This is a genomic window from Dactylosporangium sp. NPDC050588 (assembly GCF_040654975.1).
Classification (GTDB): Bacteria; Actinomycetota; Actinomycetes; order Mycobacteriales; family Micromonosporaceae; genus Dactylosporangium; species Dactylosporangium maewongense.
In genome coordinates this window covers 1-23697 of record NZ_JBFAJA010000127.1, presented here as the reverse complement: position 1 = coordinate 23697, position 23697 = coordinate 1, and the positions used below count along the sequence as shown (strand labels likewise).

At 71.8% G+C, this 23697-nt stretch carries 25 protein-coding genes; 14 read left to right on the top strand and 11 right to left on the bottom strand.

Features of this window, described 5'->3' with window-relative positions:
- Window positions 1-109: 109 nt before the first annotated feature.
- Window positions 110-922, bottom strand: a complete 813-nt coding sequence (locus AB0I21_RS52605) for an IclR family transcriptional regulator (RefSeq protein ID WP_360572814.1) — start codon at window positions 920-922, stop codon at window positions 110-112.
- A 222-nt stretch (window positions 923-1144) separates the two neighbouring features.
- Here AB0I21_RS52605 and AB0I21_RS52600 point away from each other — a divergent pair, with 222 nt between their 5' ends.
- The 4 genes from AB0I21_RS52600 to AB0I21_RS52585 are packed head-to-tail and all read left to right on the top strand — an operon-like array spanning window position 1145 to window position 5355.
- Window positions 1145-2515, top strand: a complete 1371-nt coding sequence (locus AB0I21_RS52600; protein ID WP_360572812.1) for an aspartate aminotransferase family protein — start codon at window positions 1145-1147, stop codon at window positions 2513-2515.
- A 4-nt stretch (window positions 2516-2519) separates the two neighbouring features.
- Window positions 2520-3707: a mandelate racemase/muconate lactonizing enzyme family protein gene (locus AB0I21_RS52595; RefSeq protein WP_360572811.1), complete on the top strand. Its 1188-nt coding sequence runs from the start codon at window positions 2520-2522 to the stop codon at window positions 3705-3707.
- The gene (locus AB0I21_RS52590; RefSeq protein WP_360572809.1) at window positions 3704-4546 is read left to right on the top strand and encodes an amidohydrolase family protein; all 843 of its coding nucleotides are present in this window, start codon (window positions 3704-3706) and stop codon (window positions 4544-4546) included. The genes AB0I21_RS52595 and AB0I21_RS52590 overlap by 4 nt, the downstream gene beginning before the upstream one ends.
- Entirely contained in the window at window positions 4543-5355 is an 813-nt protein-coding gene (locus AB0I21_RS52585; protein ID WP_354903176.1) for an SDR family oxidoreductase, read from the top strand. The genes AB0I21_RS52590 and AB0I21_RS52585 overlap by 4 nt, the downstream gene beginning before the upstream one ends.
- Window positions 5356-5489: 134 nt before the next feature.
- Here the strand turns inward: AB0I21_RS52585 and AB0I21_RS52580 are convergent, their stop codons facing one another.
- On the bottom strand, window positions 5490-5984 hold the full coding sequence (locus AB0I21_RS52580) for a GyrI-like domain-containing protein (protein WP_360572807.1): 495 nt from the start codon (window positions 5982-5984) through the stop codon (window positions 5490-5492).
- A gap of 252 nt (window positions 5985-6236) precedes the next feature.
- Here AB0I21_RS52580 and AB0I21_RS52575 point away from each other — a divergent pair, with 252 nt between their 5' ends.
- From AB0I21_RS52575 to AB0I21_RS52565, 3 genes are all read left to right on the top strand, one after another.
- A complete protein-coding gene (locus AB0I21_RS52575) occupies window positions 6237-7049 on the top strand; it encodes a phytanoyl-CoA dioxygenase family protein (RefSeq protein ID WP_360572805.1) in 813 nt (270 codons plus the stop codon).
- Between the two features lie 54 nt (window positions 7050-7103).
- On the top strand, window positions 7104-7934 hold the full coding sequence (locus AB0I21_RS52570; protein ID WP_360572824.1) for an RNA methyltransferase: 831 nt from the start codon (window positions 7104-7106) through the stop codon (window positions 7932-7934).
- Window positions 7935-8253: 319 nt separating this feature from the next.
- Window positions 8254-9540: an FAD-dependent oxidoreductase gene (locus tag AB0I21_RS52565; RefSeq protein WP_360572803.1), complete on the top strand. Its 1287-nt coding sequence runs from the start codon at window positions 8254-8256 to the stop codon at window positions 9538-9540.
- Between the two features lie 126 nt (window positions 9541-9666).
- On the opposite strand, the gene AB0I21_RS52560 is transcribed toward AB0I21_RS52565, so the two are convergent.
- The 4 genes from AB0I21_RS52560 to AB0I21_RS52545 form a co-directional block, all read right to left on the bottom strand.
- Window positions 9667-9936, bottom strand: coding sequence for a potassium transporter TrkA (locus AB0I21_RS52560; protein WP_360572801.1), 270 nt, complete (start codon window positions 9934-9936; stop codon window positions 9667-9669).
- Window positions 9937-10006: 70 nt separating this feature from the next.
- Window positions 10007-10756 carry a rod shape-determining protein gene (locus tag AB0I21_RS52555; protein ID WP_360572799.1) on the bottom strand — a complete coding sequence of 250 codons (750 nt, stop codon included), beginning with the start codon at window positions 10754-10756 and terminating at the stop codon, window positions 10007-10009.
- A 146-nt stretch (window positions 10757-10902) separates the two neighbouring features.
- Complete coding sequence (locus AB0I21_RS52550; RefSeq protein WP_360572797.1) at window positions 10903-11121, bottom strand: hypothetical protein; 219 nt, start codon at window positions 11119-11121, stop codon at window positions 10903-10905.
- Window positions 11122-11190: 69 nt separating this feature from the next.
- On the bottom strand, window positions 11191-11646 hold the full coding sequence (locus AB0I21_RS52545) for a MarR family transcriptional regulator (RefSeq protein ID WP_354903182.1): 456 nt from the start codon (window positions 11644-11646) through the stop codon (window positions 11191-11193).
- A gap of 168 nt (window positions 11647-11814) precedes the next feature.
- Here AB0I21_RS52545 and AB0I21_RS52540 point away from each other — a divergent pair, with 168 nt between their 5' ends.
- Complete coding sequence (locus AB0I21_RS52540) at window positions 11815-13044, top strand: MFS transporter (protein WP_360572795.1); 1230 nt, start codon at window positions 11815-11817, stop codon at window positions 13042-13044.
- Here the strand turns inward: AB0I21_RS52540 and AB0I21_RS52535 are convergent.
- Both AB0I21_RS52535 and AB0I21_RS52530 read right to left on the bottom strand, forming a co-directional pair.
- Window positions 13041-14198, bottom strand: a complete 1158-nt coding sequence (locus tag AB0I21_RS52535) for a malic enzyme-like NAD(P)-binding protein (RefSeq protein ID WP_360572793.1) — start codon at window positions 14196-14198, stop codon at window positions 13041-13043. The genes AB0I21_RS52540 and AB0I21_RS52535 overlap by 4 nt on opposite strands.
- A gap of 15 nt (window positions 14199-14213) precedes the next feature.
- Window positions 14214-15941 (bottom strand): SulP family inorganic anion transporter, encoded by a 1728-nt coding sequence (locus tag AB0I21_RS52530; RefSeq protein WP_360572792.1) that lies wholly within the window; start codon window positions 15939-15941, stop codon window positions 14214-14216.
- Window positions 15942-16135: 194 nt separating this feature from the next.
- Between AB0I21_RS52530 and AB0I21_RS52525 the strand changes: the two genes are divergently transcribed.
- The 5 genes from AB0I21_RS52525 to AB0I21_RS52505 all read left to right on the top strand — a co-directional run bounded on the left by AB0I21_RS52525 (window position 16136) and on the right by AB0I21_RS52505 (window position 19851).
- A complete protein-coding gene (locus AB0I21_RS52525) occupies window positions 16136-16480 on the top strand; it encodes a metalloregulator ArsR/SmtB family transcription factor (RefSeq protein WP_360572790.1) in 345 nt (114 codons plus the stop codon).
- A 175-nt stretch (window positions 16481-16655) separates the two neighbouring features.
- Window positions 16656-17042, top strand: coding sequence for a hypothetical protein (locus AB0I21_RS52520; RefSeq protein ID WP_360572788.1), 387 nt, complete (start codon window positions 16656-16658; stop codon window positions 17040-17042).
- 107 nt (window positions 17043-17149) lie between these two features.
- Window positions 17150-17890: a class I SAM-dependent methyltransferase gene (locus AB0I21_RS52515; protein ID WP_360572786.1), complete on the top strand. Its 741-nt coding sequence runs from the start codon at window positions 17150-17152 to the stop codon at window positions 17888-17890.
- A 129-nt stretch (window positions 17891-18019) separates the two neighbouring features.
- The gene (locus AB0I21_RS52510; RefSeq protein WP_360572784.1) at window positions 18020-19177 is read left to right on the top strand and encodes a CaiB/BaiF CoA-transferase family protein; all 1158 of its coding nucleotides are present in this window, start codon (window positions 18020-18022) and stop codon (window positions 19175-19177) included.
- 11 nt (window positions 19178-19188) lie between these two features.
- Entirely contained in the window at window positions 19189-19851 is a 663-nt protein-coding gene (locus tag AB0I21_RS52505) for an MmgE/PrpD family protein (RefSeq protein WP_360572782.1), read from the top strand.
- On the opposite strand, the gene AB0I21_RS52500 is transcribed toward AB0I21_RS52505, so the two are convergent.
- Complete coding sequence (locus tag AB0I21_RS52500) at window positions 19790-20539, bottom strand: GntR family transcriptional regulator (protein ID WP_360572780.1); 750 nt, start codon at window positions 20537-20539, stop codon at window positions 19790-19792. The genes AB0I21_RS52505 and AB0I21_RS52500 overlap by 62 nt on opposite strands.
- 167 nt (window positions 20540-20706) lie before the next feature.
- On the bottom strand, window positions 20707-21297 hold the full coding sequence (locus tag AB0I21_RS52495) for an HD domain-containing protein (protein WP_360572778.1): 591 nt from the start codon (window positions 21295-21297) through the stop codon (window positions 20707-20709).
- Window positions 21298-21469: 172 nt separating this feature from the next.
- Between AB0I21_RS52495 and AB0I21_RS52490 the strand changes: the two genes are divergently transcribed.
- Window positions 21470-23068, top strand: coding sequence for a helix-turn-helix domain-containing protein (locus AB0I21_RS52490; protein ID WP_360572776.1), 1599 nt, complete (start codon window positions 21470-21472; stop codon window positions 23066-23068).
- A gap of 359 nt (window positions 23069-23427) precedes the next feature.
- Here the strand turns inward: AB0I21_RS52490 and AB0I21_RS52485 are convergent.
- On the bottom strand, window positions 23428-23697 hold a 270-nt coding region (locus tag AB0I21_RS52485; protein WP_360572774.1), incomplete at its 5' end, for a ricin-type beta-trefoil lectin domain protein.

Here is a 23697-nt window from a genome sequence, read left to right as displayed (position 1 = left end):
CGTCCCGGCACCGGGGCTGCGGCGCGTCGGGAGTCAGCTAGTTCGCCCGAGAGGGTCACGACCTTGGTCGTGACGTTGGCGGGACTTTAAACAGGCCGTGAACTCGGTGTCAAGCGTTGTCGCGGTGATCGACGTGGCCGAGGCGGGCCGAGATCTCGTCGGCGGCCTGCCGCACCTGCCGGCCCACTTCCTGGTAGCGCCAGGTGGGCAGGCCGAGCTTGAGGCCGGTCACGCTGATCGCGCCGCAGCAGCCGCCGGTGTGGTCGCGCAGCGCGCTGCCGATGCAGAACACGCCGTCGGCGTCCTCCTCGTCGTCCAGGGCGTAGCCGGCGGTGCGGACCTCGTCCAGGTGCGCCTGGAGCGAGTCGAGGTCGGTGATCGTGTGGTCGGTGCGTTTCGGCAGCCCGACCCGGCCGATGAGCTCGGCGACCTGCGCGGGGCTCATCTCGGCCAGCAGCGCCTTGCCCAGGCCGGTGCAGTGCGGCAGCTCGCGGGTGCCCATCCGCAGGTCGAGCTGGATCCGCTCGCCGTTGCTGACCTGGTCGATGACGACCGCGTGGGCGCCCTCCGGCACGGCGAGCCGGGAGCTGAGCCCGGTCTGCACGGTCAGGCTGGTCAGCACGGGGCGGGCGATGTCGCGCAGCGAGAGCTGCTCCTGGGCCCGCACGCCGAGCCGGGCGAGGGCCATGCCGAGCCGGTAGCGCCGGTTCAGCCCCTCGCCATCGGCCGCCGCCAGCCCGTGCTGGCCCAGCGTGTAGAGGGTGGCGAAGACGGTGCTCTTGGACAGGCCGCAGGCCTGGGCCACCTCGGTCACGCTCAGCCCGCGACCGGGGGCGGCGGCGGAGAGCGCCTCCAGCACCTCGGCCGCGCGGCTGACGCTGCGGACCAGGTATCTGGCGTTGTCGGATTCGTCGGTGCTCATGGTCCTCATTTCGCGCGCTGCTGTTCGCCCAGGCCGAACAGCGTAACAAAGCTGTTCGAAAACCGCGCCCCCCGTCGTGTTGACCCCGTCGATCAGGCGTGCTTAGGATGCTGAACACCGTTTGGCAGTACCGAACAGTGTTCAGAAATTCTCGTGCGGCGGAAGACATCGCGGCGCCATGACCGGGCTGGGCCATGGCACCGCACCGATGAGGAGTTAGGTGTGAAGCCACGATCGGTCCCATCCGGCACCACGCTCGCCGAGCGCGCCCGCCGGGTCATCCCCGGTGGCGTCAACAGCGGGCAGCGCAGCATCCCCGGGCTCACCGAGCTGGTGATCGCCCGGGCCGCGGGTGCGCGTTTCTGGGACACTGACGGCCGCGAGTACACCGACTACCACGCGGCCTTCGGGCCGCCCCTGCTCGGCCACAACGACCCTGACGTCAACGCCGCCGTCACCGAGGCCGGCCGGCGCCTCGACCTGTGCGGCGTGGCCGTCACCGACGGCGAGGTCCAGCTCGCCGAGACCCTCGCCGAGCTGGTGCCCAGCATCGAGCAGGTACTGCTGACCAGCACCGGCAGCGAGGCGACGTTCCACGCGCTGCGGGTCGCCCGCGCCGCCACCGGCCGGCGCCTCGTGGTGAAGTTCCAGGGCTGCTACCACGGCTGGCACGACGCGGTCAGCCTCAACGTCATCTCCGCTCCCGACCGGGTCGGCGTGCAGGACCCGATCTCGACCGGCATCCTGCCCGAGGTCCTCGACGCCACCCTCGTGCTGCGCTTCAACGACGCGCCGGCCGTGCGCGCGGCCTTCGCCGAGCACGGCGAGCAGATCGCCGCGGTCATCGTCGAGCCGGTGCCGCACAACGTCGGCTGCCTGCTGCCCGATCCGGAGTTCCTGCAGGCGCTGCGCGACGAGTGCACGCGCGCCGGCAGCGTCCTCGTCTTCGACGAGGTGATCACCGGCTTCCGGCACGACCTCGGCGGCTGGCAGCGCATCAGCGGCGTCACCCCCGACCTGACCACGCTCGGCAAGGCCCTCGGCAACGGCTACCCGATCGGCGCGCTGGGCGGCCGGGCCGACCTGATGGACCTGTTCAGCACCCGCCCCGGCGCGCCGGCGTTCTTCGCCGGCACCTACAACGGCCACCCGGCCGTGGTCGCCGCCGCGCTCGCCACCCTCGGCAAGCTGCGCACCGAGCCGGTCCACGAGCACGTGTACCGCCTCGGTGCGCGGATCCGCGCCGGCCTCACCGAGGTCTTCGCCGACCTCGGGGTGTCCGCCGTGGTCACCGGCCACGGGTCGGTCTTTGTCAGCTACTTCATGGACGGGCCGGTTCCCCGCACATACGACGACCTGTTGCGCAACGATGCGGGCATGTTCATCGGCTACCGGCGCCGGATGCCCGAGCACGGCGTCTTCGAACTGCCGCTCAACCTCAAGCGCAACCACGTCTCCTACGCGCACACCGACGCCGACGTCGACCACCTCCTGGAGGCCACCCGGTCGGCGGTCCGCGACACGCTCGCCGCGGGCGGCGTCACCGAGCTGGCCGGCACCGCCACCATGGGTGGCGCCGTGGGGAACGGGTGAGCCGATGCTGACCGTCGACACCACCCGCCCGGTCGGGCCGGCCGGCCGGATCACCCGCGTCGAGACGCTCAGCCTCGGCACCGCCTGGCGCGACTTCTCCTACGTGCGCGTGCACACCGACGCCGGGCTCAGCGGCGTCGGCGAGATCACCCATCCGTACCGGGGACGCGAGACCTGCCAGCTCGCCGAGGCGATGGCCGCCCGCCATCTCATCGGCGCCGACCCGTTCGACGTCGAGGAGATCTGGCTGCGGCTGTACCAGGGCGACTTCCTGCGCGGCGGTGACGTCGGCGGGATCGTGCTCTCCGGCGTCGACCAGGCGCTGTACGACCTGATGGGCAAAGCACTCGGCGTCCCGGCCTACCGGCTGACCGGCGGGGCCTGCCGCAACCGGGTCCGGGTCTACGCCAACGGCTGGTACACCGGCGACCGCGAGCCCGCCGCCTTCGCCGAACGGGCCGTCGCCACCGTGGCCCGCGGCTACACCGCCCTCAAGTTCGACCCGTTCGGCGCCGGGCTTGGCGAGCTGTCCCGCACGGAGCTGCACAGGTCGGTGGCGATCGTCGCCGCGGTCCGCGAGGCGGTCGGCCCCGACGTGGAGCTGTTCGTCGAGGGACACGCCCGCTTCGCCATGCACACCGCCGTGCGGCTCGTTCACGAGCTGGCGCCGTTCGACCTCGGCTGGTTCGAGGAGCCGCTGCCGTGGACCCACATCGAGCGCTACGCCGAGCTGCGGGCCCGGGCGGCGATGCCGATCTCCGGCGGCGAGCACTTCCACAACCGCTACGAGTACGCGCGGCTGTTCGCCACCGAGGCGGTCGACATCATCCAGCCGGACCTGTCGATGGCCGGCGGCTTCACCGAGGTCCGCAAGCTCGCCGCCATCGCCGACCAGCACGCGATGGTCGTCGCGCCGCACAACTCCAACTCGCCGCTGTGCACCACCGCCTCCGTGCACGCCGTCCTCGGGATGCCAAACTTCAAGATCCTGGAGACGTTCGACGGCATGCTGGAGGACTACGTGTTCGACGCGGTGCGCGGCGCGCTGCCGATGACCGGCGGGCACATCGAGCTGCCGACCGCGCCCGGACTCGGCATCGAGCTCGACGACGAGGTCTTCGCCGAGCACCCGCCGAGCCACGGCTTCTGGAACATGTTCGCCGAGGGCTGGGAGAAGCGGGACCGCCGATGATCGTCGACGTCCACTCGCACCTGTTCGACTGCCCGGAGCACGTCGGCGACCCGTTCGCCGCCGAGGCCTCCCGGGCCCACGGCGGTCACGTGGACCTGACCGTGCGCTGGGCGGAGTACGCCGCCACCGCGCCGCCCGACACCCGCACGATCGTCGTCGGCGGCAAGGCCCGCCGATCCGGGCTGTGGGTCGACGACGCGGCCGTCGCCGCCTACGTCGCCGCCCGGCCCGACCGGCTCATCGGCTACCTCGCCCTCGACCCGACCCAGCCCGGCTGGCGCGACGAGCTGGAGCACGGCCACGCCGACCTCGGGCTGCGCGGGATCAAGCTCATGCCGATGTACGCCGGGTTCGATCCCGCCGACCCCGCCTACGACGACCTGTACGCCTACGCGGCCCGGCACGGGCTGCCGCTGCTCGTGCACACCGGGACCACCTTCGTGTCCGCGGCGCCGCTGCGGTACGCGCTGCCGGTGCACCTCGACGAGGTCGCGATCCGCCATCCCGAGCTGCGCATGGTCCTCGCCCACCTCGGCCACCCCTACGAAGGGGAGTGCATCGCGGTCATCCGCAAGCACCCGCACGTCTACGCCGACGTGTCCGCGCTGCACTACCGGCCGTTCCAGCTCTGGCACAGCCTCCGGCTGGTCCAGGACTACGGTGTGTGGGACAAGCTGCTGTTCGGCAGCGACTACCCGTTCACCACCGTCGACGCCTCAGTCGAGGGGCTGCGCGCGGTCGGCCGGGTCCCCGGCATCCCGGGGCTCGACCCGCTCGACCCCGAGCAGATCGAACGGCTGATCCACCGCCCGTCGCTGGACCTGCTGGGGCTGTCGTGACCGCGTTTGACCTGACCGGCCGGACCGCCCTGGTGACCGGCGCCGCCCGGGGCCTCGGCGCCGCGTTCGCCGCCGGTCTGGCCGGCGCCGGGGCCGACGTCATCGCGGTCGACCGCCCCGGCGCGGATCTCGGACCGACCGTCGCCGCCGTCACCGCCGCCGGCCGGGCCTGCCACCCGCACGCATTCGACCTGGCCGACACCGAGGCGATCGCGCCCTGGGCCGACGAGCTGCGCCGCGCCCACGGCCCGCTGCACATCCTGGTCAACAACGCCGGGGTGGCCGCGCTGGAGCACTTCAACGAGATCACCGTCGCCGGCTGGCGGGCGGTCATGCGGGTCAACGTCGAGGCCGTGTTCTTCCTCGCGCAGCGCGTCGCCGAGCACATGATCGCCGACGGGGTCTCCGGCCGGATCGTGAACATCTCCTCGAAGAACGGCCTTGTCGCCGAGGCCGGGCTGGCCCACTACAACGCCTCGAAGGGCGCCGTCGAGCTACTCACCCGCTCGCTCGCCGCCGAGCTGGGCCCGCATGGGATCACCGTGAACACGATCGCGCCCGGCATGATCGCCACCCCGATCGACGGCGAGTTCCCGTTCGACCGCGCGGCCTTCGAGGCGGCGTGGGCCGAGCGGATCCCGCTCCGCGGCGGCTACGGGCGCCCGGAGGACTGCGTCGGCGCGCTGCTCCTGCTGGCCTCCGACGCCGGCCGGTACATCACCGGCACCCATCTCGTCGTCGACGGCGGCGTGCTCGCCGACCAGATGCCCCGCCTGCGGTTCATGCCGCCGTACCGCAACACGCTCTGACCCCGGCCGCGCCAACCACCCCCACGGCTCATCCTCACCCCGCACAGCAGCCACGTCACGGACCACAACCAGCGCGGCGGGCCGCGGCCGTCACCTCGGCGTAAGGCGCTTATACCTGGATGCTCGCCGGGTCGTCACGCCGGTTCGATGGGCAGCCAGAGCTCACAGGTCGAGGTGCTGAAGTCGTTCATAGGCTTGAGTGCTGCGACGATCTCCGGGCCTGGCCGTAGACGCCATGGGTTGGAAGGGAACCACTCGGCTGCGGCCGCGGCCCAGGTCTTCTGCAGGGTCTGTGGATACGGCCCGGCGGTGCGGATGACCACCCACATGCCGGCCGGGACCTCAATGAAGTCGAAGCCGCCGGGGATCGGCGTATCCGGGGACACGGCGACCCCGTGCAGGTAGGTCAGCTCGCTGCCCTCGTCGAGGTCGGGGTGGAGGTCGTCGCTGACCGCGAGCAGGCCGCTCGGTTCAGTGTTGCCGAGTGCCTTCAAGCGCAGGTGCTCCTCCGCCGACAGCGCGGCGACGTGCTGCTGGATGTGCGGGTTGACACCATGGTGGATCAGCGGAACGCGGGCGGCGTGCCCCACGAGCCGGAACGCGGGATGGTCGACGATGCGGGTGTCCATGTGTCGCTCCCTTCGGCAGTCAGGCGGAACCTGAGCTGGTGGTGCGACGGGACCTCGAATGACGTCGGCGGAGTCGGTTGGGTCGAGATCATCAGACGTTCTCCCGACGTCGACCTTGGTCGAAGGCGCACCGGTCGCGGCCGATCGCTGCGGTTCGATCCGATCGTGCGCCGCCGCTGTTGCCGCACACCCGATAGAAGCGGCGCAGAAGATGTCGGGTGATCGGGACCGATGTCGCCGCACGATGGGGGCATGGATGACACGACCTTGGTATCCCGCTTTCTTCGCGACGGTTTCGTGAAGTTGGAGGGCGCCGTCGCGCCGCGCGTGGCTGCGGACTGCGCGCGGCTACTGTGGCGGGAGACGGGCTGCGAACCGGACGATCCAGCGACGTGGACACAGCCCGTGCACTGGGTGGCCGGTATGGCACAGGGGCCGTTCGCCGCCGCACCCAACTCCCCGTTCCTCCACCACGCGTACGACCTCCTCGTCGGCGCGGGACGCTGGGAGCCGCGCTACTCGCTGGGCACGTTCCCGCTGCGCTTCCCGCACCGAGAGGAGCCGGACGACGCGGGCTGGCACATCGAGGGCAGCTATCTGCCGGAGGGCGAGAGCTGGTACTTCACGAATGTGCGCTCCCGCGGCAGGGCGCTGCTGATGCTGTTCCTGTTCAGCGAGGTCGGCGAGGAGGACGCCCCGACCCGGATCCGGGTCGGCTCCCACCTCGATGTGCCGAAGGTGCTGGAGAAGCACGGGGAGGACGGGGCGAGCGGGCTGGATCTTGCGCCCGACCTGGTGGCGGCGTCCGACCACCGGCCGCTCGCCCTCGCCACCGGGTCGCCGGGCGACGTCTTCCTGTGCCATCCGTTCCTGGTGCACGCGGCGCAACCGCACCATGGGACGCGGCCGCGCTTCATGGCCCAGCCGCCGCTGATGCCGGCCGCGCCGTACGAACTGGAGCGGAGCGACGGCGCGTACTCGCCCGTAGAGATCGCGATCCGCCGAGGCCTTGGACAGAACTCTGCGGGTCCGGACGGAGACGGCACCAACGACAGCGCCGGGTAGACGCGCGCGGCGCGGTAGGCGGGGCGTGGGTGGGTCCTGTGCGACGGAGGTGGGATAGCGGTGGGTCTGCGGGTGAACGGCCGCAATGCACGATTCCAGCAGTGGGAGGCTCTGCTTCGGAATCGGACCAAGCGGCAGCGTCGCGGTGAGTTCCTCGTGCAGGGCGTGCGCCCGATCGCCATGGCCGTCGAACACGGCTGGCAGATCCGAGAGCTGCTCTACGACGCCAGCGCTCAGCTGTCCGGGTGGGCACGCGAGGCCCTGGACACAATCCGGGCCGAGAAGATCGCCGTATCCCGTGAACTGATGCACGAGCTGGGAGGTAAGGCGGACACGGTTCCAGAGCTGCTGGCCGTGGTCGCGCTGCCGGAGGACGACCTGTGTCGAATCCCGGCCGCGCCGGCCATGCTCACCGTCGTTTTCGATCGGCCCACCAGCCCCGGCAACATCGGGACCCTCATCCGGTCCGCAGACGCCTTCGGCGCCTCCGGGGTCATCATCACCGGCCATGCCGCCGACGTATACGACCCGAAGGCGGTCCGGGCGAGCACCGGCTCGCTCTTCGCCCTACCCGTGGTCCGGGTGCCCTCACACCAGGCCGTGATGTCCTGGGTCGCTGACGTCCGCGCCAACGGCATCGGCATGAGGATCGTGGGAACCGATGAGCACGGGCCACTGGATGCCGCCGAGTACGACTTCACGCACCCCACGCTGACCTTGATCGGCAATGAGACCACCGGTCTCAGCGCCGGCTGGCGTGACGCCTGCGACCAGGTCGTCCGGATCCCGATGTCCGGGTCCGCCAGCTCTCTGAACGCGGCGACCGCCGCGACTGTCGTGCTGTACGAATCGGCACGCCAGCGGACCGCTGCCGCGCGGCGGTAGCGCACTGATCACGGGGCGACAGCCCGGCGCCGAACCGAACACCATCGCCCTGCCTGGCCTCGCGATGATGCTTGCCCAATCGGCCCACGGCGCCCTGCCAGGCCCGGTAGGTGCCGTCGCGCCACGGTGAAGCCGATGCCACCAAGCTTGAGGACGAGATCGACGTCGGTGGCCACCGAGCAGGGGCTACGTTTGCCGGTGCCCGGCAACCGCGCCGGTCCGAGGTTTGCCGACCGCTGGTGGTGTATGCCGCCGGCCGCTGGCCGATGCTGGGGATTCTTCGGTACGGCACCGGCGCCGGATCGTGGAGAGGAGCGGCATGTCGTCTCAGCCGACCGGACACGACGGTCCCGGGCTCGTGGGGCACGCCCCGGACACGGTGGCGGTGATCGGAGCGGGCATCGTCGGCCTGTCCACCGCGTGGTTCCTGCAGGAGGCCGGTGTCCAGGTCACGGTGTACGAGCGTCGCCACGCCGGGGCCGGTGCGTCGTGGGGCAACGCGGGCTGGTTGACGCCCGGGCTGGCGGCGCCGCTGCCCGAGCCGGCGGTGCTGCGCTACGGGCTGCGGGCGGTGCTCAGCGCCCGGTCGCCGGTGTATGTGCCGCTGCGCGCCGACCGGCATCTGCTGCGGTTCCTGGCATCGTTCGCCGCGCACAGCACCGCGCGGCGATGGCGGCGTGGCATGGCCGCCTATGTACCGCTCAACGAGCGGTCACTGGAGGCGTTCGACGTGCTGACGGCCGGGGGCGTGGCCGCGACGACGACCAGGGCGGCCAACTTCCTGGCCTGCTACGCCCGTGAACGCGACCGGCGAGGGCTGCTGGCCGAGCTGGAGCAGATCCGCGCCGCCGGGCAGGACGTGCGGTTCCATCCGATGCCGGGCCTGCGGGCGCGGGTCGTCGAGCCGGTGCTGACGGACCGCGTCGAGGCCGCCGTCCAGATCTACGGACAGCGGTATCTGGACCCGCCACGGTTCGTCGATGCGATGGCGGCGGCGGTGCGTGCGCGTGGCGGGCGGATCGTGGAGGGCTGCGATGTCCTCGATCTGCGGACGGAACCCGGCGGTGTCGGCGTGGTGTGCCGGTCCGGACATCAGGATCGGCACGACGCCGTCGTGGTCGCCACCGGGGCGGTGTTGGGGGAGTTGACCGCGCGTTTCGGGGTGCGGCGTCCGGTGCAGGCGGGGCGGGGCTACAGCTTCAGTGTGCCGGCGGAGCGGCTGCCGAGCGGACCGCTGTACTTTCCCGCGCAGCGGGTGGCGTGCACGCCGTTGGACGGCCGTCTGCGGGTGGCCGGGATGATGGAGTTCCGGCGCCCCGGTGATCCGCTGGACCCGCGCCGGATCGCGGCCATCGTGGATGCCGTGCGGCCGTTTCTGCACGGGGTACACCTCGACGACCGGCGCGACGAATGGGTCGGTGCGCGCCCGTGCACCCCCGATGGCCTGCCGCTGGCCGGGGCGACCGCCGCTCCTCGGGTGTTCGTGGCGGGCGGCCACGGGATGTGGGGCGTCGCACTGGGTCCGGTCACCGGGCAGCTGATGGCCCAGACGATCCTCAAGGGTGAGGCCCCGCCGCAGCTGGCCCCGTTCAACCCACTGCGGTAGCCGGTACGGCAGGTGCTCCCGCGCGCCCTGCCGGGAAGCAGCGCCAGAGCTGACCACCGCGGGGCGGCCACACCGGGACCGGGATCCGGTCGGTGCGGCCGCCGGGCGGAACACCGCCGGTCGCGGTCAGCGTGTCGGCGCGCCGGCCGCCGGCTTCTGATCGCCGGTGCCGTCGGTGTTGACGATGTCGAAGATGCCGAGCAGGCCGGCCAGGGCGATCGCCTCGTCGCGGTTCAGGGTGAGGCTGCAACTGGCGTCGGGATCGTCGCTGCTGCTGTGGATGAGGTCCCGGCGGCTACCGGCGTGGTGGGTGATGACTCCCACCCGGCGACCGGTAGCGCTGGTGAAGGTCCGGCATGTTCCGATGCCGGGTAGCGAGACGCGTTCGATGTCCATGAACAACTCCGAGGTGTTGGGAAGAGTTCGCGTAGCCGTTTGCTACGTGAGGACGGCTGTCCGGGTCCCGTCAGCCGGTGAGCAGCAGCCGCAGGCCGGTGAGCGTGGCCAGCGACGGATCGGCCGGCATGGTGACCGACCGGCCGGTCAGGGCGGCCAGCTGGGCGGCGATTCCGGGTGTCATGGCCCCGCCACCGGTGAGCAGCAGCCGGTGCCGCCTGCCGCGTGGACGGTGCAGGCGTCGCACGCAGTCGGCGATCGCCGGGATGAGGTCGACCAGGCCGGTCGCGTCGACATGGTGCGCGGCCACGACACTGCCGTCGGCGATTCGCGCGATCTCGGTCCGTCCCGACCCGATGTCCACCACGACCAGATCGGCGTCGGTGTCCGCGGCGTCCGGCCGGCAGGCCAACGCTGCCGCCAGGGGTTCCTCCACGGCGGTCACGCGCCCCCCGACGCCTTGGCGCGCCGCGGCGACGAGCATGGTCCGCTGGCGCGGGGTGGCGGTGGCCGGTACCCCGGCGAGCACCCGCAACGTGGGATCCGAGGGCAGCCCGAGATCGGCGACGAGCAGCCGCAGCATCTGCACGCAGGCGAAGAAGTCACGCACCACTCCGCCGCGGACCGGCCACGTCACGCTGCCCGCGTCGGCGGGCACGGCGAGCGCGGCCTGTCCGGCGACGAACCGGTCGCCCTCGAGCCGGGCAAGGACCGTGGGTGCGGTGATCGCCGTGCCGGTCGCCGGTGTCCACAGCCGGACGGTCGACGTTCCCAGGTCGAGAGCGAGACAGTGTTCGGCGTACGCGCCCGGGATGGGCATGACCATCACCCCAGCGCCGGTAGCGCGATCGGCGACCGTGACCGGCGACCGGACATGGGGGGACAGGGTCTATGACGGAACTTGGGCATGGTGCTTCCAGATCACACGGGGCGGCGTCACGCTCGGACGCTGCGCGGCGGGCGGCTTCAGACGGTGACCGCGCGCCGCGGCGGTGCCCGGTCCGCCGACCATGCCGGAACACATCCCGGGACCGCACGCCGGGCCAAACGGAACACGATGCACAGTCCGATGTCCCGGGCGGCCTCGATCGCGACCAGCAGCACGGCCACCAACGCCAGCATCGACAGGGCTGAACGCCTGCCGATGCCGCCGAAGCCGTACCCGTCACGCATGCCGGTCACCATAGCCGTTTGCTGCGGCCCCGACCATCGCCCTGCACGGTCGCGTCCGGTGCCGGACTCCGTCGGGCGGGATCAGGCCCCGGACCTGGCGGGCAGCTGGTGCAGGGCGTCGACCAGTGGTCCGAGCTCGGGCAGTTGTCCGGCCTCGGCCAGGGTGGTGGCGAGGACCTCGTCGTGGGCGGGGCGGGCCTGCTCGTACAAGGCCCGGCCCGCGGCGGTGAGCTCGGTGTAGATGCCGCGGCGGTCGTCCTGGCACAGCACGCGGGTGAGCAGGCCGCGGTCTTCCAGCCGGTTGACGAGGCGGGTGGTGGCGCTGCTGGACAGCGCGGCCGCCCGGGCCAGCTGCTGCATGCGCATGTGCCAGCCGTCCTGGCGGGAGAGGGCGTCGAGCACCGTGTACTCCACGACGGACAGCTGATGCTCCGTCTGCAGTGCCTTCTCCAGCGCCGCGTCGATGAGGCCGTGCAGTGCGGCGAGGGTCCGCCAGCCCTGGGCGCGGATCTCGACCGCGTCGTCGCCGATGCCCATGTCGCCCTCCCGAGTCCTACGGCGATTCTAGACGCGTACGCCGATAGTTGCAGACGCTTGGTTTGTGGGCCACGGCACGCTTGCGCCGATATACGGCGCGTGCAAGTGTTGAGTTGCGCGCGCCGGTAGTTGCAAGCGCGCTGTATTACCGCTACCTGGAGAGCCAACATGTCTGCTACGACGCAGCGCCTGCCCCTGGGGCTTCTCGCCCTGGCCATCGGAGGCTTCGGCATCGGCCTCACCGAGTTCGTGATCATGGGCCTGCTCCCTGAGGTCGCCACCGACTTCGGGGTCACCGAGTCCGCCGCCGGCTGGCTCATCTCCGGCTACGCCCTGGCGGTCTCCGCCGGCGCGGTCGGCCTGACCGCCGCGGTCACGCGGTTCAACCGCAAACATGTGCTCACCGGGCTCATGGTGCTGTTCATCGCCGGGAACCTGACGTCGGCGCTGGCCGGCACCTACTCGGTGATGATGGCCGGGCGCGTCGTCGCCGCCCTGTCCCACGGGGCGTTCTTCGGCATCGGCGCCGTCGTCGCGGCCGGTCTCGTCGCGCCGGCCCGGCGAGCCGCCGCCATCGCCATGATGTTCACCGGTCTGACCGCCGCCAACGTCCTCGGCGTCCCGTTCGGCACGTTCCTGGGCCAGCAGCTCGGCTGGCGCTCCACCTTCTGGGCCATCACCGGCATCGGTGTCGTCGCGCTGATCGGCATGGCCACCCTCGTCCCGGCCGGTACCAGCACCGCCACCGCACCGGTCCGCCTGCGCCACGAGATCCGGGCCTTCGCACACCCGCAGGTCTGGTTCTCGTTGCTGATCACCGTCCTCGGCTTCGGCGGCATGTTCGGTGCGTTCACCTACATCGCGTACACGCTCACCAAGGTCAGCGGGTTCGCCGCCGGCACCGTGCCATGGCTGCTGGTCCTCTTCGGCGTCGGCCTGTTCATCGGCAACAGCCTGGGCGGCAAGGCCGCCGACCGGTCCGTGACCAGGACGCTGACGGTCGTCCTCGCCGCGCTCACCGCCGTCCTGGTCCTCTTCGCGCTCACCGCGTCCAACCAGGTGCTGACCATCGTCTCGCTCGCGCTCATGGGCGCGTTCGGCTTCGCCACCGTCCCCGGCCTGCAGATGCGCATCATGCAGTACGCCGGGCAGGCACCGACCCTGGCCTCGGGAGCCAACATCGCCGCCTTCAACGTCGGCAACGCGCTCGGCGCCTGGGTCGGCGGCGTCACCATCGGCGCCGGACTCGGGTACACCTCGACGCTGTGGGCCGGGGCGGCGCTCAGCCTCCTCGGGCTGCTCGTGCTGCTCGCCGCCACCCGGCTCGCCACGCGGGGCCGTTCTCCCGTGCAGCCCCAGCCGGTCCCCTCGAGCGTCGGCGCGGGTCGGCGATCCTAGCTCCGCGGTCCCAGCGGCGGATCGGTCGGCTCGGCATGGTGCGCACGGCGGCGTGACGCCTCGACGGCGGCGACCGCGGCCGCCACGGTCGAGACCAGCCGGGGATCGAAGGGGTCGGGCAGCAGGCGGTGCGGCCCGAGGACGTCCTCGCCGACCCAACCGGCGAGGACGTCGGCCGCGGCGAGGAGCATCGTCGTGGTGATCCGCGGCGCGCGGGCGTTGAGCAGCCCGCGGACGATGCCGGGGAAGGCCGGCAGGCCGGTGAGCTGGTTCGGGTGGTCAGGGAGACAGCTCGCGGTCACCGCCGTCGATCCAGTCGTGGGCGGCGGCCCGGCCAGCGCGAACACCACCGGCGGCGCCTGCATCGTGTCCACCAGCCGCCGGTCCAGCTGCCCGTCGGTGTCCAGGCCGATGACGGCGTCGGCGCCGGCGACGGCCTGTGCCGGGCCGCCGTGCAGTCGTCGCGGGTCGGTGCGGTCCGCCGGCCGGGCGGCGTGCTCCGGCAACGCGTCGACATCGGGGCCGGCGATCGCCTCCCTGGTGCAGACGGTCACGTCGCGGGCGCCGGCGTACAGCAGCAGCCGGGTCACCGCATCGCCGGTCACGCCCTCGCCCAGCACGGCGATGCGGGCGGCGCGCAGGTCCTTGCCGGCGACGCGCAGCGCGTTGCGCAGCGCGGCCAGCACCACGACCGGGGTCGCGTGCTGCTCGTCGTGGAAGACCGGGACGTCGAGCGCGATCCGCAGGCGGCGTTCGAGGTCCCGGCATCCGGGTGCGGCGAAGCCGATGAGATCGATGGCCCCGAACGTGGGCGCGACCGCCCGGATCGTCGCGACCAGGCTGTCGGTGCTGGGGGCGTCGCCGGTGCTGACGCAGATCGGCACGGCGTCGATGTCGGCGATGCCGGCGTACAGGGCGGCCTTGGCCTCCAGCAGCGGCAGCGCCGCCACCGGCCCGACGTCGCCGACGCCGGGCAGGGCGCTGCCGTCGCTGATCACCGCGATGCGGTTGGGGCGGCCGGTCACCTCGGCGGCGGTGTCCGGCCGCGCCGCGATCGCCGCCGCGAGACGGGCCGCCCCGCGCGTGTACAGCGATGCGAGATCCCCGGCCGAGCGGGCCGGGTCACGCCGCCGATCCCCATCTGAGGCATTCATGAATTGCAGACTTTATCAATTCTGCGACTCCAGTGGGTCGGCGGCACGATCCACCGCGCCCGTGGGGTCCGCGGGCGAGTGCGCGTGCTGCTCTTGCAGGTGCACCCGGGCATGCGCGATGGCGGCCGGGGTGTCGGGGAAGCGGGGCAGCTCGTCGGCGACGCCGAGGGCGGTGAGCACCTGGTCGTGGTGCGGGGCGACGCCGGACAGCAGCACGGTGATGCCGCGGCGGCGCAGCCGGGCGATGGCGTCGCCCAGCACGTGCGCGCCGGTCGCGTCGACGGTCGTGACCCGTGACATGCGCAGGATCACCACCCGGACGTCGGCGACGTCGGACAACTCGATCAGGAAATGGTGGGCGGCGGCGAAGAACAGCGGGCCGTCGAGCCGGTACGCGACGATGTGCTCGGTCAGCAGCTGATGCTCTTCGTCGCTGTGGTCGGTGGTGTCGAGCGGGACCTGTTCCAGCCGCACGCTGCGGGCCACGGCCCGCAGCGCCAGCACCACGGCGGCGCCGAGCCCGACCACGACCGCGGCGACGAGGTCGACGGCGACGGTGACCGTGAAGGTGAGGGCGAGCACGAGCGCGTCGCCGCGGGTCGAGCGGGCCAGTGCCAGCAGCGCGCTGGCCTCGACCATCCGGACCGTGGTGGCGAGCAGGACCCCGGCGAGGGCGGCCAGCGGAATGCCGGCGACGAGCGGGGCGGCGACGAAGATGATCGCGGCCAGGACCGCGGCGTGGGTCAGGGCGGCGAGCCTCGAGCCGGCGCCGGCCCGGACGTTGACGGCGGTCCGCGCGATCGCCGCGGTGGCGGGAATGCCGCCGAACACCGGGCTGACGAGATTGGCCAGGCCCTGACCGAACAGCTCCCGGTCGGGGTCGTGGTGCTGGTCGACGCTCATGGCGTCGGCGACCGTGGCGCAGAGCAGGCTCTCCAGCGCGGCGAGGGCGGCCACGGCCAGCGCGGAAGGCAGCAGCCGGGCGACGGCGTGCGGGTCGAGGAAGTCCAGCGACGGGGCGGGCAGGCCGGCGGGCAGCGTGCCGATCCGGGCCACGTCGGCGTGCAGGACCACGACGAGGACGGTCGCGGCGGCGACCGCGATGAGCGACCACGGCAGCTGCGGGCGCCACCGGCCCCCGGCCAGCATCGCGGCGGCGACGCCGAGCGCCGTCAGCACCGGCGCCGGCGCGGGATCGGCGACGAAGCGCAGCACGGCGTCGGCGGCGACGGCCCACACCTTCGCGCCGTGCGCGTCGGCGACGCCCAGCGCGGCGGGCACCTGCTGGAGCGCGATCACCACGGCGATCCCGGCGGTGAACCCCTCGATCACCGGGGTCGGCAGGTATCGCACATACCGCCCGAGCCGGGCCACCGCCAGGGCGATCAGGATCGCGCCGGCCATCGCCCCGACCATCAGCACCCCGGCCGGCCCGAAGGCCGCGACGACCGGCACCAGCACCACGGTCATCGCCCCGGTGGGCCCCGACACCTGCAGGTTCGAACCGCCGAACACGGCGGCCACCGCACCGGCGACGACAGCGGTCACGAGCCCGGCCCCGGCGCCGAGCCCGGAGGAGACGCCGAAGGCCAGGGCCAGCGGCAGCGCCACCACGGCGACGGTCAGTCCCGCCAGCAGGTCCCGCCGCGGGCCGCGGCGCGCCGCCGTCCAGTCCGACCGCCGGGGCAGCAGGTCGGCCACCCGTGCGGCGACGCGACGGACAGCCTCCGCGTGGACCGTCATCCCGCCACCTCCGTCAAGACCACGCCGCCGCCGATTCGAAGACTTTATCAGTTCATAAAGTCTTCAAGTCGACGGTCGTGCCGCACCGCGCCGGGCGCATCCACCCCGCCGGTGGAGCCCACCTGCGACGGCGTTGCCCCTCCCCAGCGGCTGATAGCCTTGCTGCCATGGCACAGGGCGGAGGTGGGCGCAGCATGTCGGTGCCGCTGTACCAGGCGAAAGCGGAGATGTTTCGCACACTCGGCCACCCCGTGCGCATCCGCGTGCTGGAGCTGCTGCAGGACGGGCCACGCCCGGTCCGCGACCTCCTGGACGAGATCGAGGTCGAGGCATCGAACCTCTCCCAGCAGCTGTCCGTGCTCCGGCGCGCCGGGTTCGTCACCTCGTACCGTGAAGGCCCCCTGGTGATGTATGCGCTGAGCACCCCCGACCTGGCGGAGCTCCTCGCCGTCGGGCGGAGGATCCTCGGCGCCGTGCTCAGCGACCGCGACGGCCTGCTCGACGAGCTGCGCGCGCACTCGCAAGAGACGTCCGGGTAGCCACCGCACATCCGCACACCTCCGCGTGGCTGACGACTGCTCGCCTTCATGAAGGTGTGATAAATTGAAGAAGTCTTCAACTCGCTCGGCCGGCATCCCCGCGGATGGATGAGGTTCTGACCGACTCGCCTGCACGCCGGGGCAGCGACGCGCACCAGGGAGGTCGGCGGCCAGCATGCCGGCAGCGCAGCGGACAGCCTGGGACGCCTACCTCACCGTGACCGGCGGGCTGCTGCCGGCCGTGGGCGGGGAGCCGATTCGCGGCGCGACCATCGGCTGTGAGCTGCGCGGATTCGTCGTGCGGATCGAACGGTACGCGCCGCTGTGGGGTGCGGACGGCCCGATGCTGCTCGCCGCGGTGCGCGCGGCGCAGGCGCTGCACCAGCGCGGCGATCGGACGGCCCTCGCCGATCTGCTGCGGGCCATGGCCGATCGGCTGTACCTGATCTCGGCCCGCCCCAGCCCGTCACGATGTGAACCCCGCGCACGCGGACGCGGCCTCCGCAACGAGGGCGTGTACGGTACAGCGCCACCGCACCGGAGAGGAGAGGCCCATGGGTGACAGCACCACGGGCCGCCCGAGACACGCCTGCGGCAGACCCGATGCGGCGCGCATGCCGTCCGCTACGCCATGACCAGCGCCCGCCGGCCGACGAAAGAACGACGCACATGCCCCACGACCAGGATCTCGCCGCGGCCTACGAGCTCATCTACACCGTCGCCGCGGGCAAGGACTACCAACGCGAGGCCTACGACATCACCGACCTGATCCGGCGACGCAACCCCGCGGCGGACAGCCTCCTCGACGTCGCGTGCGGCACCGGGCTGCACCTGTCCCACTTCCGCCACAGCTTCGCGCACGTCGAGGGACTGGAACTCGCCGAACCGATGCGCAAGGCCGCTGCCGATCGTCTCGACGGCGTCGCGGTGCACGTCGGCGACATGCGCGACTTCCGGCTCACCCGGACGTTCAGCGCGGTCACCTGCCTGTTCTCCTCCATCGGCTACGCGCGGTCGGTCCAGGAGCTCAACCAGACGCTGCTCTGCCTCGCCGCGCATCTGGAACCCGGCGGCGTCCTGGTGCTCGAGCCATGGTTCACCCCGAGCCAATGGATCTCCGGACCTGTCGACACCGGCACGGCCGCCGACGGCCGGCGCCATCTCACCAGGATGTGCGTGTCCCGCAACGCCGGCACGACGTCGACGCTGACCATGCACTACCTGCTCGGTGAGCCGGACACCGGCATCCGGCACTGGAGCGAGGAGCACACCCTGACGCTGTTCACCGACGAGCAGTACCGCTCCGCGATCCGCCAGGCCGGCCTCCGCGATGTGCAGTGGATTCCCGGTGCGCACGACCGGCGACCACGCATCAGCGCGGTCAAGCGCCGCTGGGCGCGGCCGTCCTGAAGGGCTGCGGCGGCGTTGACATGGGTCCGCGCATCGGGGCAATATGGCCGTACAAATGCCTAGCTTGTCCGATGGAGGCGACATGAAGGTTCCGACGGGCCGGCCGGGCGCTCTCTGGAAGACACGGTGATGGGCCCGCTGGAAGGCATCACCGTCGTCTCGCTCGAGCAGGCCGTGGCGGCGCCGTTCGCCACGCGGCAGCTGGCCGACCTCGGCGCGAGGGTGATCAAGGTCGAGCGGCCCGGATCGGGCGACTTCGCCCGGCAGTACGACGAGACCGTGCGCGGCATGTCGTCACACTTCGTCTGGCTCAACCGCTCCAAGGAGTCCATCGGACTGGACCTGAAGTCGGAGCACGGGCGCCGCGTGATCCATGCGCTGGTCGACCGGGCCGACGTGTTCGTGCAGAACCTCGCACCGGGGGCCGCCGACCGGCTCGGGCTCGGCGCCGCGCAGCTGCGCACCCGGCACCCCGGACTGGTCCACGCGTCGATCTCCGGCTACGGCGCCGGTGGGCCGTACACCGAGAAGAAGGCCTACGACCTGTTGGTGCAGTGCGAGGCCGGCCTCGTGTCCGTCACCGGCACGCCGGAGGACCCCGCCAAGGTCGGCATCTCGGTGGCCGACATCGCCGCCGGGATGTACACCTACACCGGCGTGCTGACCGCACTGATCCGCAAGGGCCACACCGGCGAAGGCGCCACGCTGGAGATCTCCATGCTCGAGGCGCTGGCGGAGTGGATGGGCTTTCCCATGTACTACGCCCGGTACGGCGGCACGCCACCCGTGCGCAGCGGCGCCTCGCACGCGGCCATCGCGCCCTATGGGCCCTTCGACTGCGCCGGCGGCGAGCGGGTGTTCCTCGGCATCCAGAACCAGCGGGAGTGGGTGGTCTTCTGCGAGAAGATCCTCGGCCGGCCGGAGCTGGCCACCGACGAGCGGTTCGCCACCAACAGCCTGCGCGTGGCCCACTCCGGCGCGCTCCGCGCGGAGATCGTCCGGGTGTTCCGGGACCTGGCCGCCGCCGAGGTCATCGCCCGCCTGGAGGATGCCGGGATCGCCAACGCCCGGCTGCGTGACATGGCGGGCCTGGTGGAGCACGAACAGCTGGCGGCGCGCGACCGCTGGCGGCAGGTCGGGTCCCCGGTCGGCCCGCTCATGGCGCTGGTGCCACCGGTCACCATGGACGGTCACGAACCGGTGATGGCACCCATTCCGGCCCCGGGCGAGCACACCGAGCGGATCCTCGCCGAACTGGGCCTGGAGGGGACGGGGGCGCCGGCGTGAGCCACGGCGAGATGACGACGACCCCCTCCGGTGCCACGCAGGCGCTGGCCGGCTGGGCGGCGGCGCTGGACCCGAGCGCCGGGGAGCTGGCACTCGCCGGCCGGTCCCTTGTGGACACCGTGGCCGTCGGCCTGGCGGCGCACCGGGAACCGGTCATCGGCATCACCGCGGACCTGCCGGAGGAGGCGCGCTGGGCGTTCGCCTGCCACCTCCTCGACTTCGACGACCTGCACATGCCGTCGACCTCACACATCAGCACCGTCTGCGTCCCGGTCGCGCTCGCGCTCGGCGGCGGTGCCCGGACCTACCTGGCCGGCGCGGGGGTGATGGCCCGGCTCGGGATCGCCCTCGGCTGGCCGCACTACTCGGCGGGCTGGCACGCGACGACGACCTGCGGCGCCCTGGGAGCGGCGGCCGGGGCGGCGGTCGCCCTGGGGCTGGGCGCCGACGGCATCGCCCGGGCCATGGCACTGGCGGTGCCGGCCGCCGGGGGTGTCCAGCGCAGCTTCGGCACCGACGGCAAGCCGCTGCAGGTCGGGTTCGCCACCCACGCCGGGGTCCGGGCGGCGCGGCCCACCGTCTTGTCGCGCCGAAGATCAGAACAGGGCGAACTCAACGTGCGGTGCGGCGCAGCCGGACCCGGTACGTGTAGTGCCGCGGCAGGAAGTAGCTGATCGCCAGCTCGACCGGCGCGCCGTCGGCTGTCGAATACACGCGGTCGACCCTGAGCAGCGGCTCGCCGGCCCCGCAGTTGAGCACCTTCGCCAGGTCCGCGTCCGCGGCGACCGCCGTGATGCTCTGGTCGGCCTCGACGACCGGATCGTCGAACAGCGTGTCGATCAGCCCGACCACGGTCAGCGTGCTGGTGCGTCCCGCCGCCGGGAGCTCGGTCGACTGGAGCAGGCGCTTGCCGATGGTCGGCGGGACGTACACGGTCGTCACGCAGAACGGTGTCTCGTGGTGGCGGCGCAGGAACGTCATCGAGTAGACGAAGTCGCTCGTCAGCTGCAGGCGGCCGGCAGCGTCGATGTCCGCCTGATGCCCGAGCGGATGCACGATCTCCATCTCGGTGTCGATCGACAGCGCCATCAGGTCCTCGATCGACCCGACCTGGCGGAGGTACTTCTCGTCGGGGTCGCTGACGAAGGTCCCGCGGCCGGGCACGCGGGTGACCAGGCCCTCGTTGACGAGTTCGAGGAACGCGCGCCGGACCGTCTGGCGGCTGACACTGTAGGTGGAGGCGAGCTCGGCCTCGGTCGGGAGCGGGCGTCCGTCCTTGAACTCGTCGCGCAGGATCGCGTCGCGCAGCTCGCGTGCGAGCGTGCCATACGCCGCTTCGTTGGCGCCTGTGCGTCGAGCCAAGCGAGGATGCCAATCTGCTCGGGCTGTCCCTGGCTTGGCGGGGACGGCTGGTGGCTGCGCTGACCGTGAGCTCGAAGCCATACGGCTGTCTGCCGCATGGGCTCGCGTGGCACACAGCGTAGCGTATTTGTACGGCCAAATCGCAGCGAGGGTCGGGAGCGTGCGGGTCAGGTGGCCGGATGGGAGTCGAGGGGGTTGGTGGCGATCCGGGTGGCGACGTCGGTGCGGACGGACGTGCCGGCGGGGCTGTCCGGCTTGCGGGCGGCCTGGTCCTGGAAGCAGGCGAGGAACTCCGCGCCGAAGCCCAGGCGCGGGTAGCGGGCGAGCAGGTCCGTCCGGGACTCGGGCGGGAACGCGTCGGCGTGCCGGCCGGCCACCTCCCAGCTGCTGGCGACCTGGAGCAGGTGGGACTCGGGGTCGGCAGCCGGCGAGACGTCGCTGTGCATGTGCTGGACGATGATCTCGGCGGCTCTGGCGGCGCGGTGGGGTGGCCAGCCGGACGCCACGGCGAAGGTCCAGGCCATGTGCCCGCCCGCCTCCTCGAAGGGCAGGTGGTGGCTGTCGAACGGCTCGGTGAGGCCGATGTCGTGCAGCAGCGCCGCGACGTACAGCAGCTCGTCGTCGAAGGCGATCCCGCGGGCGGTGCCGTACGTCGCCGCCCAGAGGTAGGAACGGACGCAGTGGTTGAGCAGGGCGGGTGAGTAGTAGCGGGTGGCGACGGACAGCGCGGCCGCGGTCGTGGGTGTCTCCGTCGTCATCGGAACCTCCGTGGAAATCCCCGGCTTCGCCGTGGGAGGAACGGATCGGCTGCGGGACAGGGCAGGAATAGCCGATCCGCCGCCAAGGGGCGGATCGGCGCCTACCCGCGCGTCGCCGAAACATTCACTGAACGGCGTGCTAACTTCCGAACCTTGTCCCGGACTGTGAAGCGTGCGTTCAAGTACCGCTTCTACCCGACCCCGGGAGCAAGCTGCTGAGCTTGCCCGGACGTTCGGGTGTGTCCGGCTGGTGTACAACATGGCGTTGCAGGCGCGCTCCGAGGCGTCCCCGTCCACGGTCACCGTGTTTCAGGACAGCGCGGGCCGCTGGTTCGTCTCCCTGCTCTGCGACGACCGGATCGAGCAGGCTCCCGCCTCGGGTGCGGTCGGCGTGCTGCTCGGCAATGTCAGCGACGCTTTTGGCGGGTCGCTCATCGGGCTCGCCGTGGGTGCCCTCTGCGGGCGACACACCCGCCGGGCGGCGGCCGGACGCGCGTGGGTGGCCGGCCGGGACAGAGTGTGGCGGCGAATCCGCGACGCATGCGGCGACCTTGGAACCATTTTGAGCGTGTCCGCGGCCGGCGGGGTCGGCGGCGCTGCCGTGCTGCTGTTGTGGCATACCGTCGACCCGGCGCGAGCCGTTGAGGCCACCACCGGGCTTGTCCTGTGGGCTGATGACGTCAAGGCCGCTGCGTGGCTCTGGGCGGTGTTCTTCGGAGTCCTCGCGATCGTCGTCACAGCGGTCGTGGAGGGACTGAGCGCCGGCCGGGCCGGCCAACCACGCCGCGCTGACCTGCGGCTGCAACGGCTACTGCCAAGCCTCGTCGTCGGCCTGGGAACCGGTGTGGCCCTACTGCCGCCGCTCATCTGGCTGGTGCGGTTCCTGCGCCGACAACACGCGGCGGGTGTGCTGCGCCAGGCGGGCCCCATCTACCAATTCCGGCATGATCTGCTGCGCGACCACCTCGCCGGCTCCCCGACGGGTCCGATCCGCCGCAGGTGGCCGACTTGGTCACCGCGTCTCGCCGATCTGTGGCGGCGCCGACTGCGATCGGTGGTCGTGGTCGTTTCGCTGGCGGTCCTGCCGGTCACGCTGCTGGTGTTGCCCAAGGGGTACCAGGCCGTTCTCCGTGGTCACACCGACACCGACACCAGCACCGGCTGGCGGCGCGAGATCACCGTGCCGGCCGTCGGCTTTCAGCAGATGCACGTGCTGGCGTTCAGCCCCGACGGGTCGCTGCTGGCCTTCACCGACCCCAAACGCGTGCGGCTGCTGGATCCCGTCACTGGACAAGAGCGCCGCAGCATTCCCGCCGCGGACGTGTCGGCGGTCGCGTTCCTGCCGGACGGCTCCCTGCTGGCCACCGCGGGCGCCGGCGGCGTCCAGCTATGGGATGTTGCGACGGGAGCGGTGCGACGGACGCTAACGAGCGCCTATGTCACCGCAATCGTGTTCAGCCCGGACGGTTCGAAGCTTGCCACCGCCGCGTACAGCGGAGGGTGGCTGTCGCCGTGGGACGACACGTCGCAACCGTCCGTCGTACTGCCCCTGCCGGCTTACGGCGTGGGCTTCACAGCGCGAACCTCGGCGCTGATCACCGGCGAGGCCGACGGCCACGTGCGCTTCCGCAATCCGGTCACTGGTCTGGTGCGCGTTACGCGCACGGTGGAGGGCGGCGACGTGCGGGCTCTGGCAGTCAGCCCGGACGGCGCTCTCCTGGCCACCACCGGCTTGGCCGGTTCGATCCACCTGTGGCCGATTGCGGCGTGACACGGCGGACCTGATGGCACGTGTCACCAGGTCTGCCGCAGGTGGATCAGTCCTCCAGGACGCTGTAGGTGCCGAGAATACCGTCCGGGCAGGTCGAGCGGCATGTCGGTATTCGTGGAGGATGCCGCCGAGTCGCACCAGGTGTGAGCTGGTGTTTTGTGGCTGTGGCGCAGGATGGCGTGCATGGCCGTTCGGCTGCTGTACCTGACCGCGATTCGGATGTTTGACTACATCCGATGCTCGGATCGTGTCATGGCACACGATTTTCCCCGTACGGGCGTAAGGTTTGCGTCCTCGCTGGCATGGCTCACCGTTGAAAATGCCGCCGGTGGCCGTTCGACCACCGGCGGCATGGCGGGTCAGTTGAGGCTGAAACGTTGGTTGGCCTGGCCGTTGCAGTCATAGAGCTGGATTTGCTGGCCGTTGCCGGTGCCCCAGACGTCCAGGCACCGACCGGACTGCACGCCGGAGATGGTGCCGTTGCTGTTGACGTTCCACTGCTGGTTGGCCTGGCCGTTGCAGCTGTAGATCTGCACGGCTGAGCCGGGCCGGTCACCTCTGACGTAAACACGACATCGCGACGCCGTCCAGGATGTCGGATTCGGAGGCGATGACGGCGTCCGCACCGG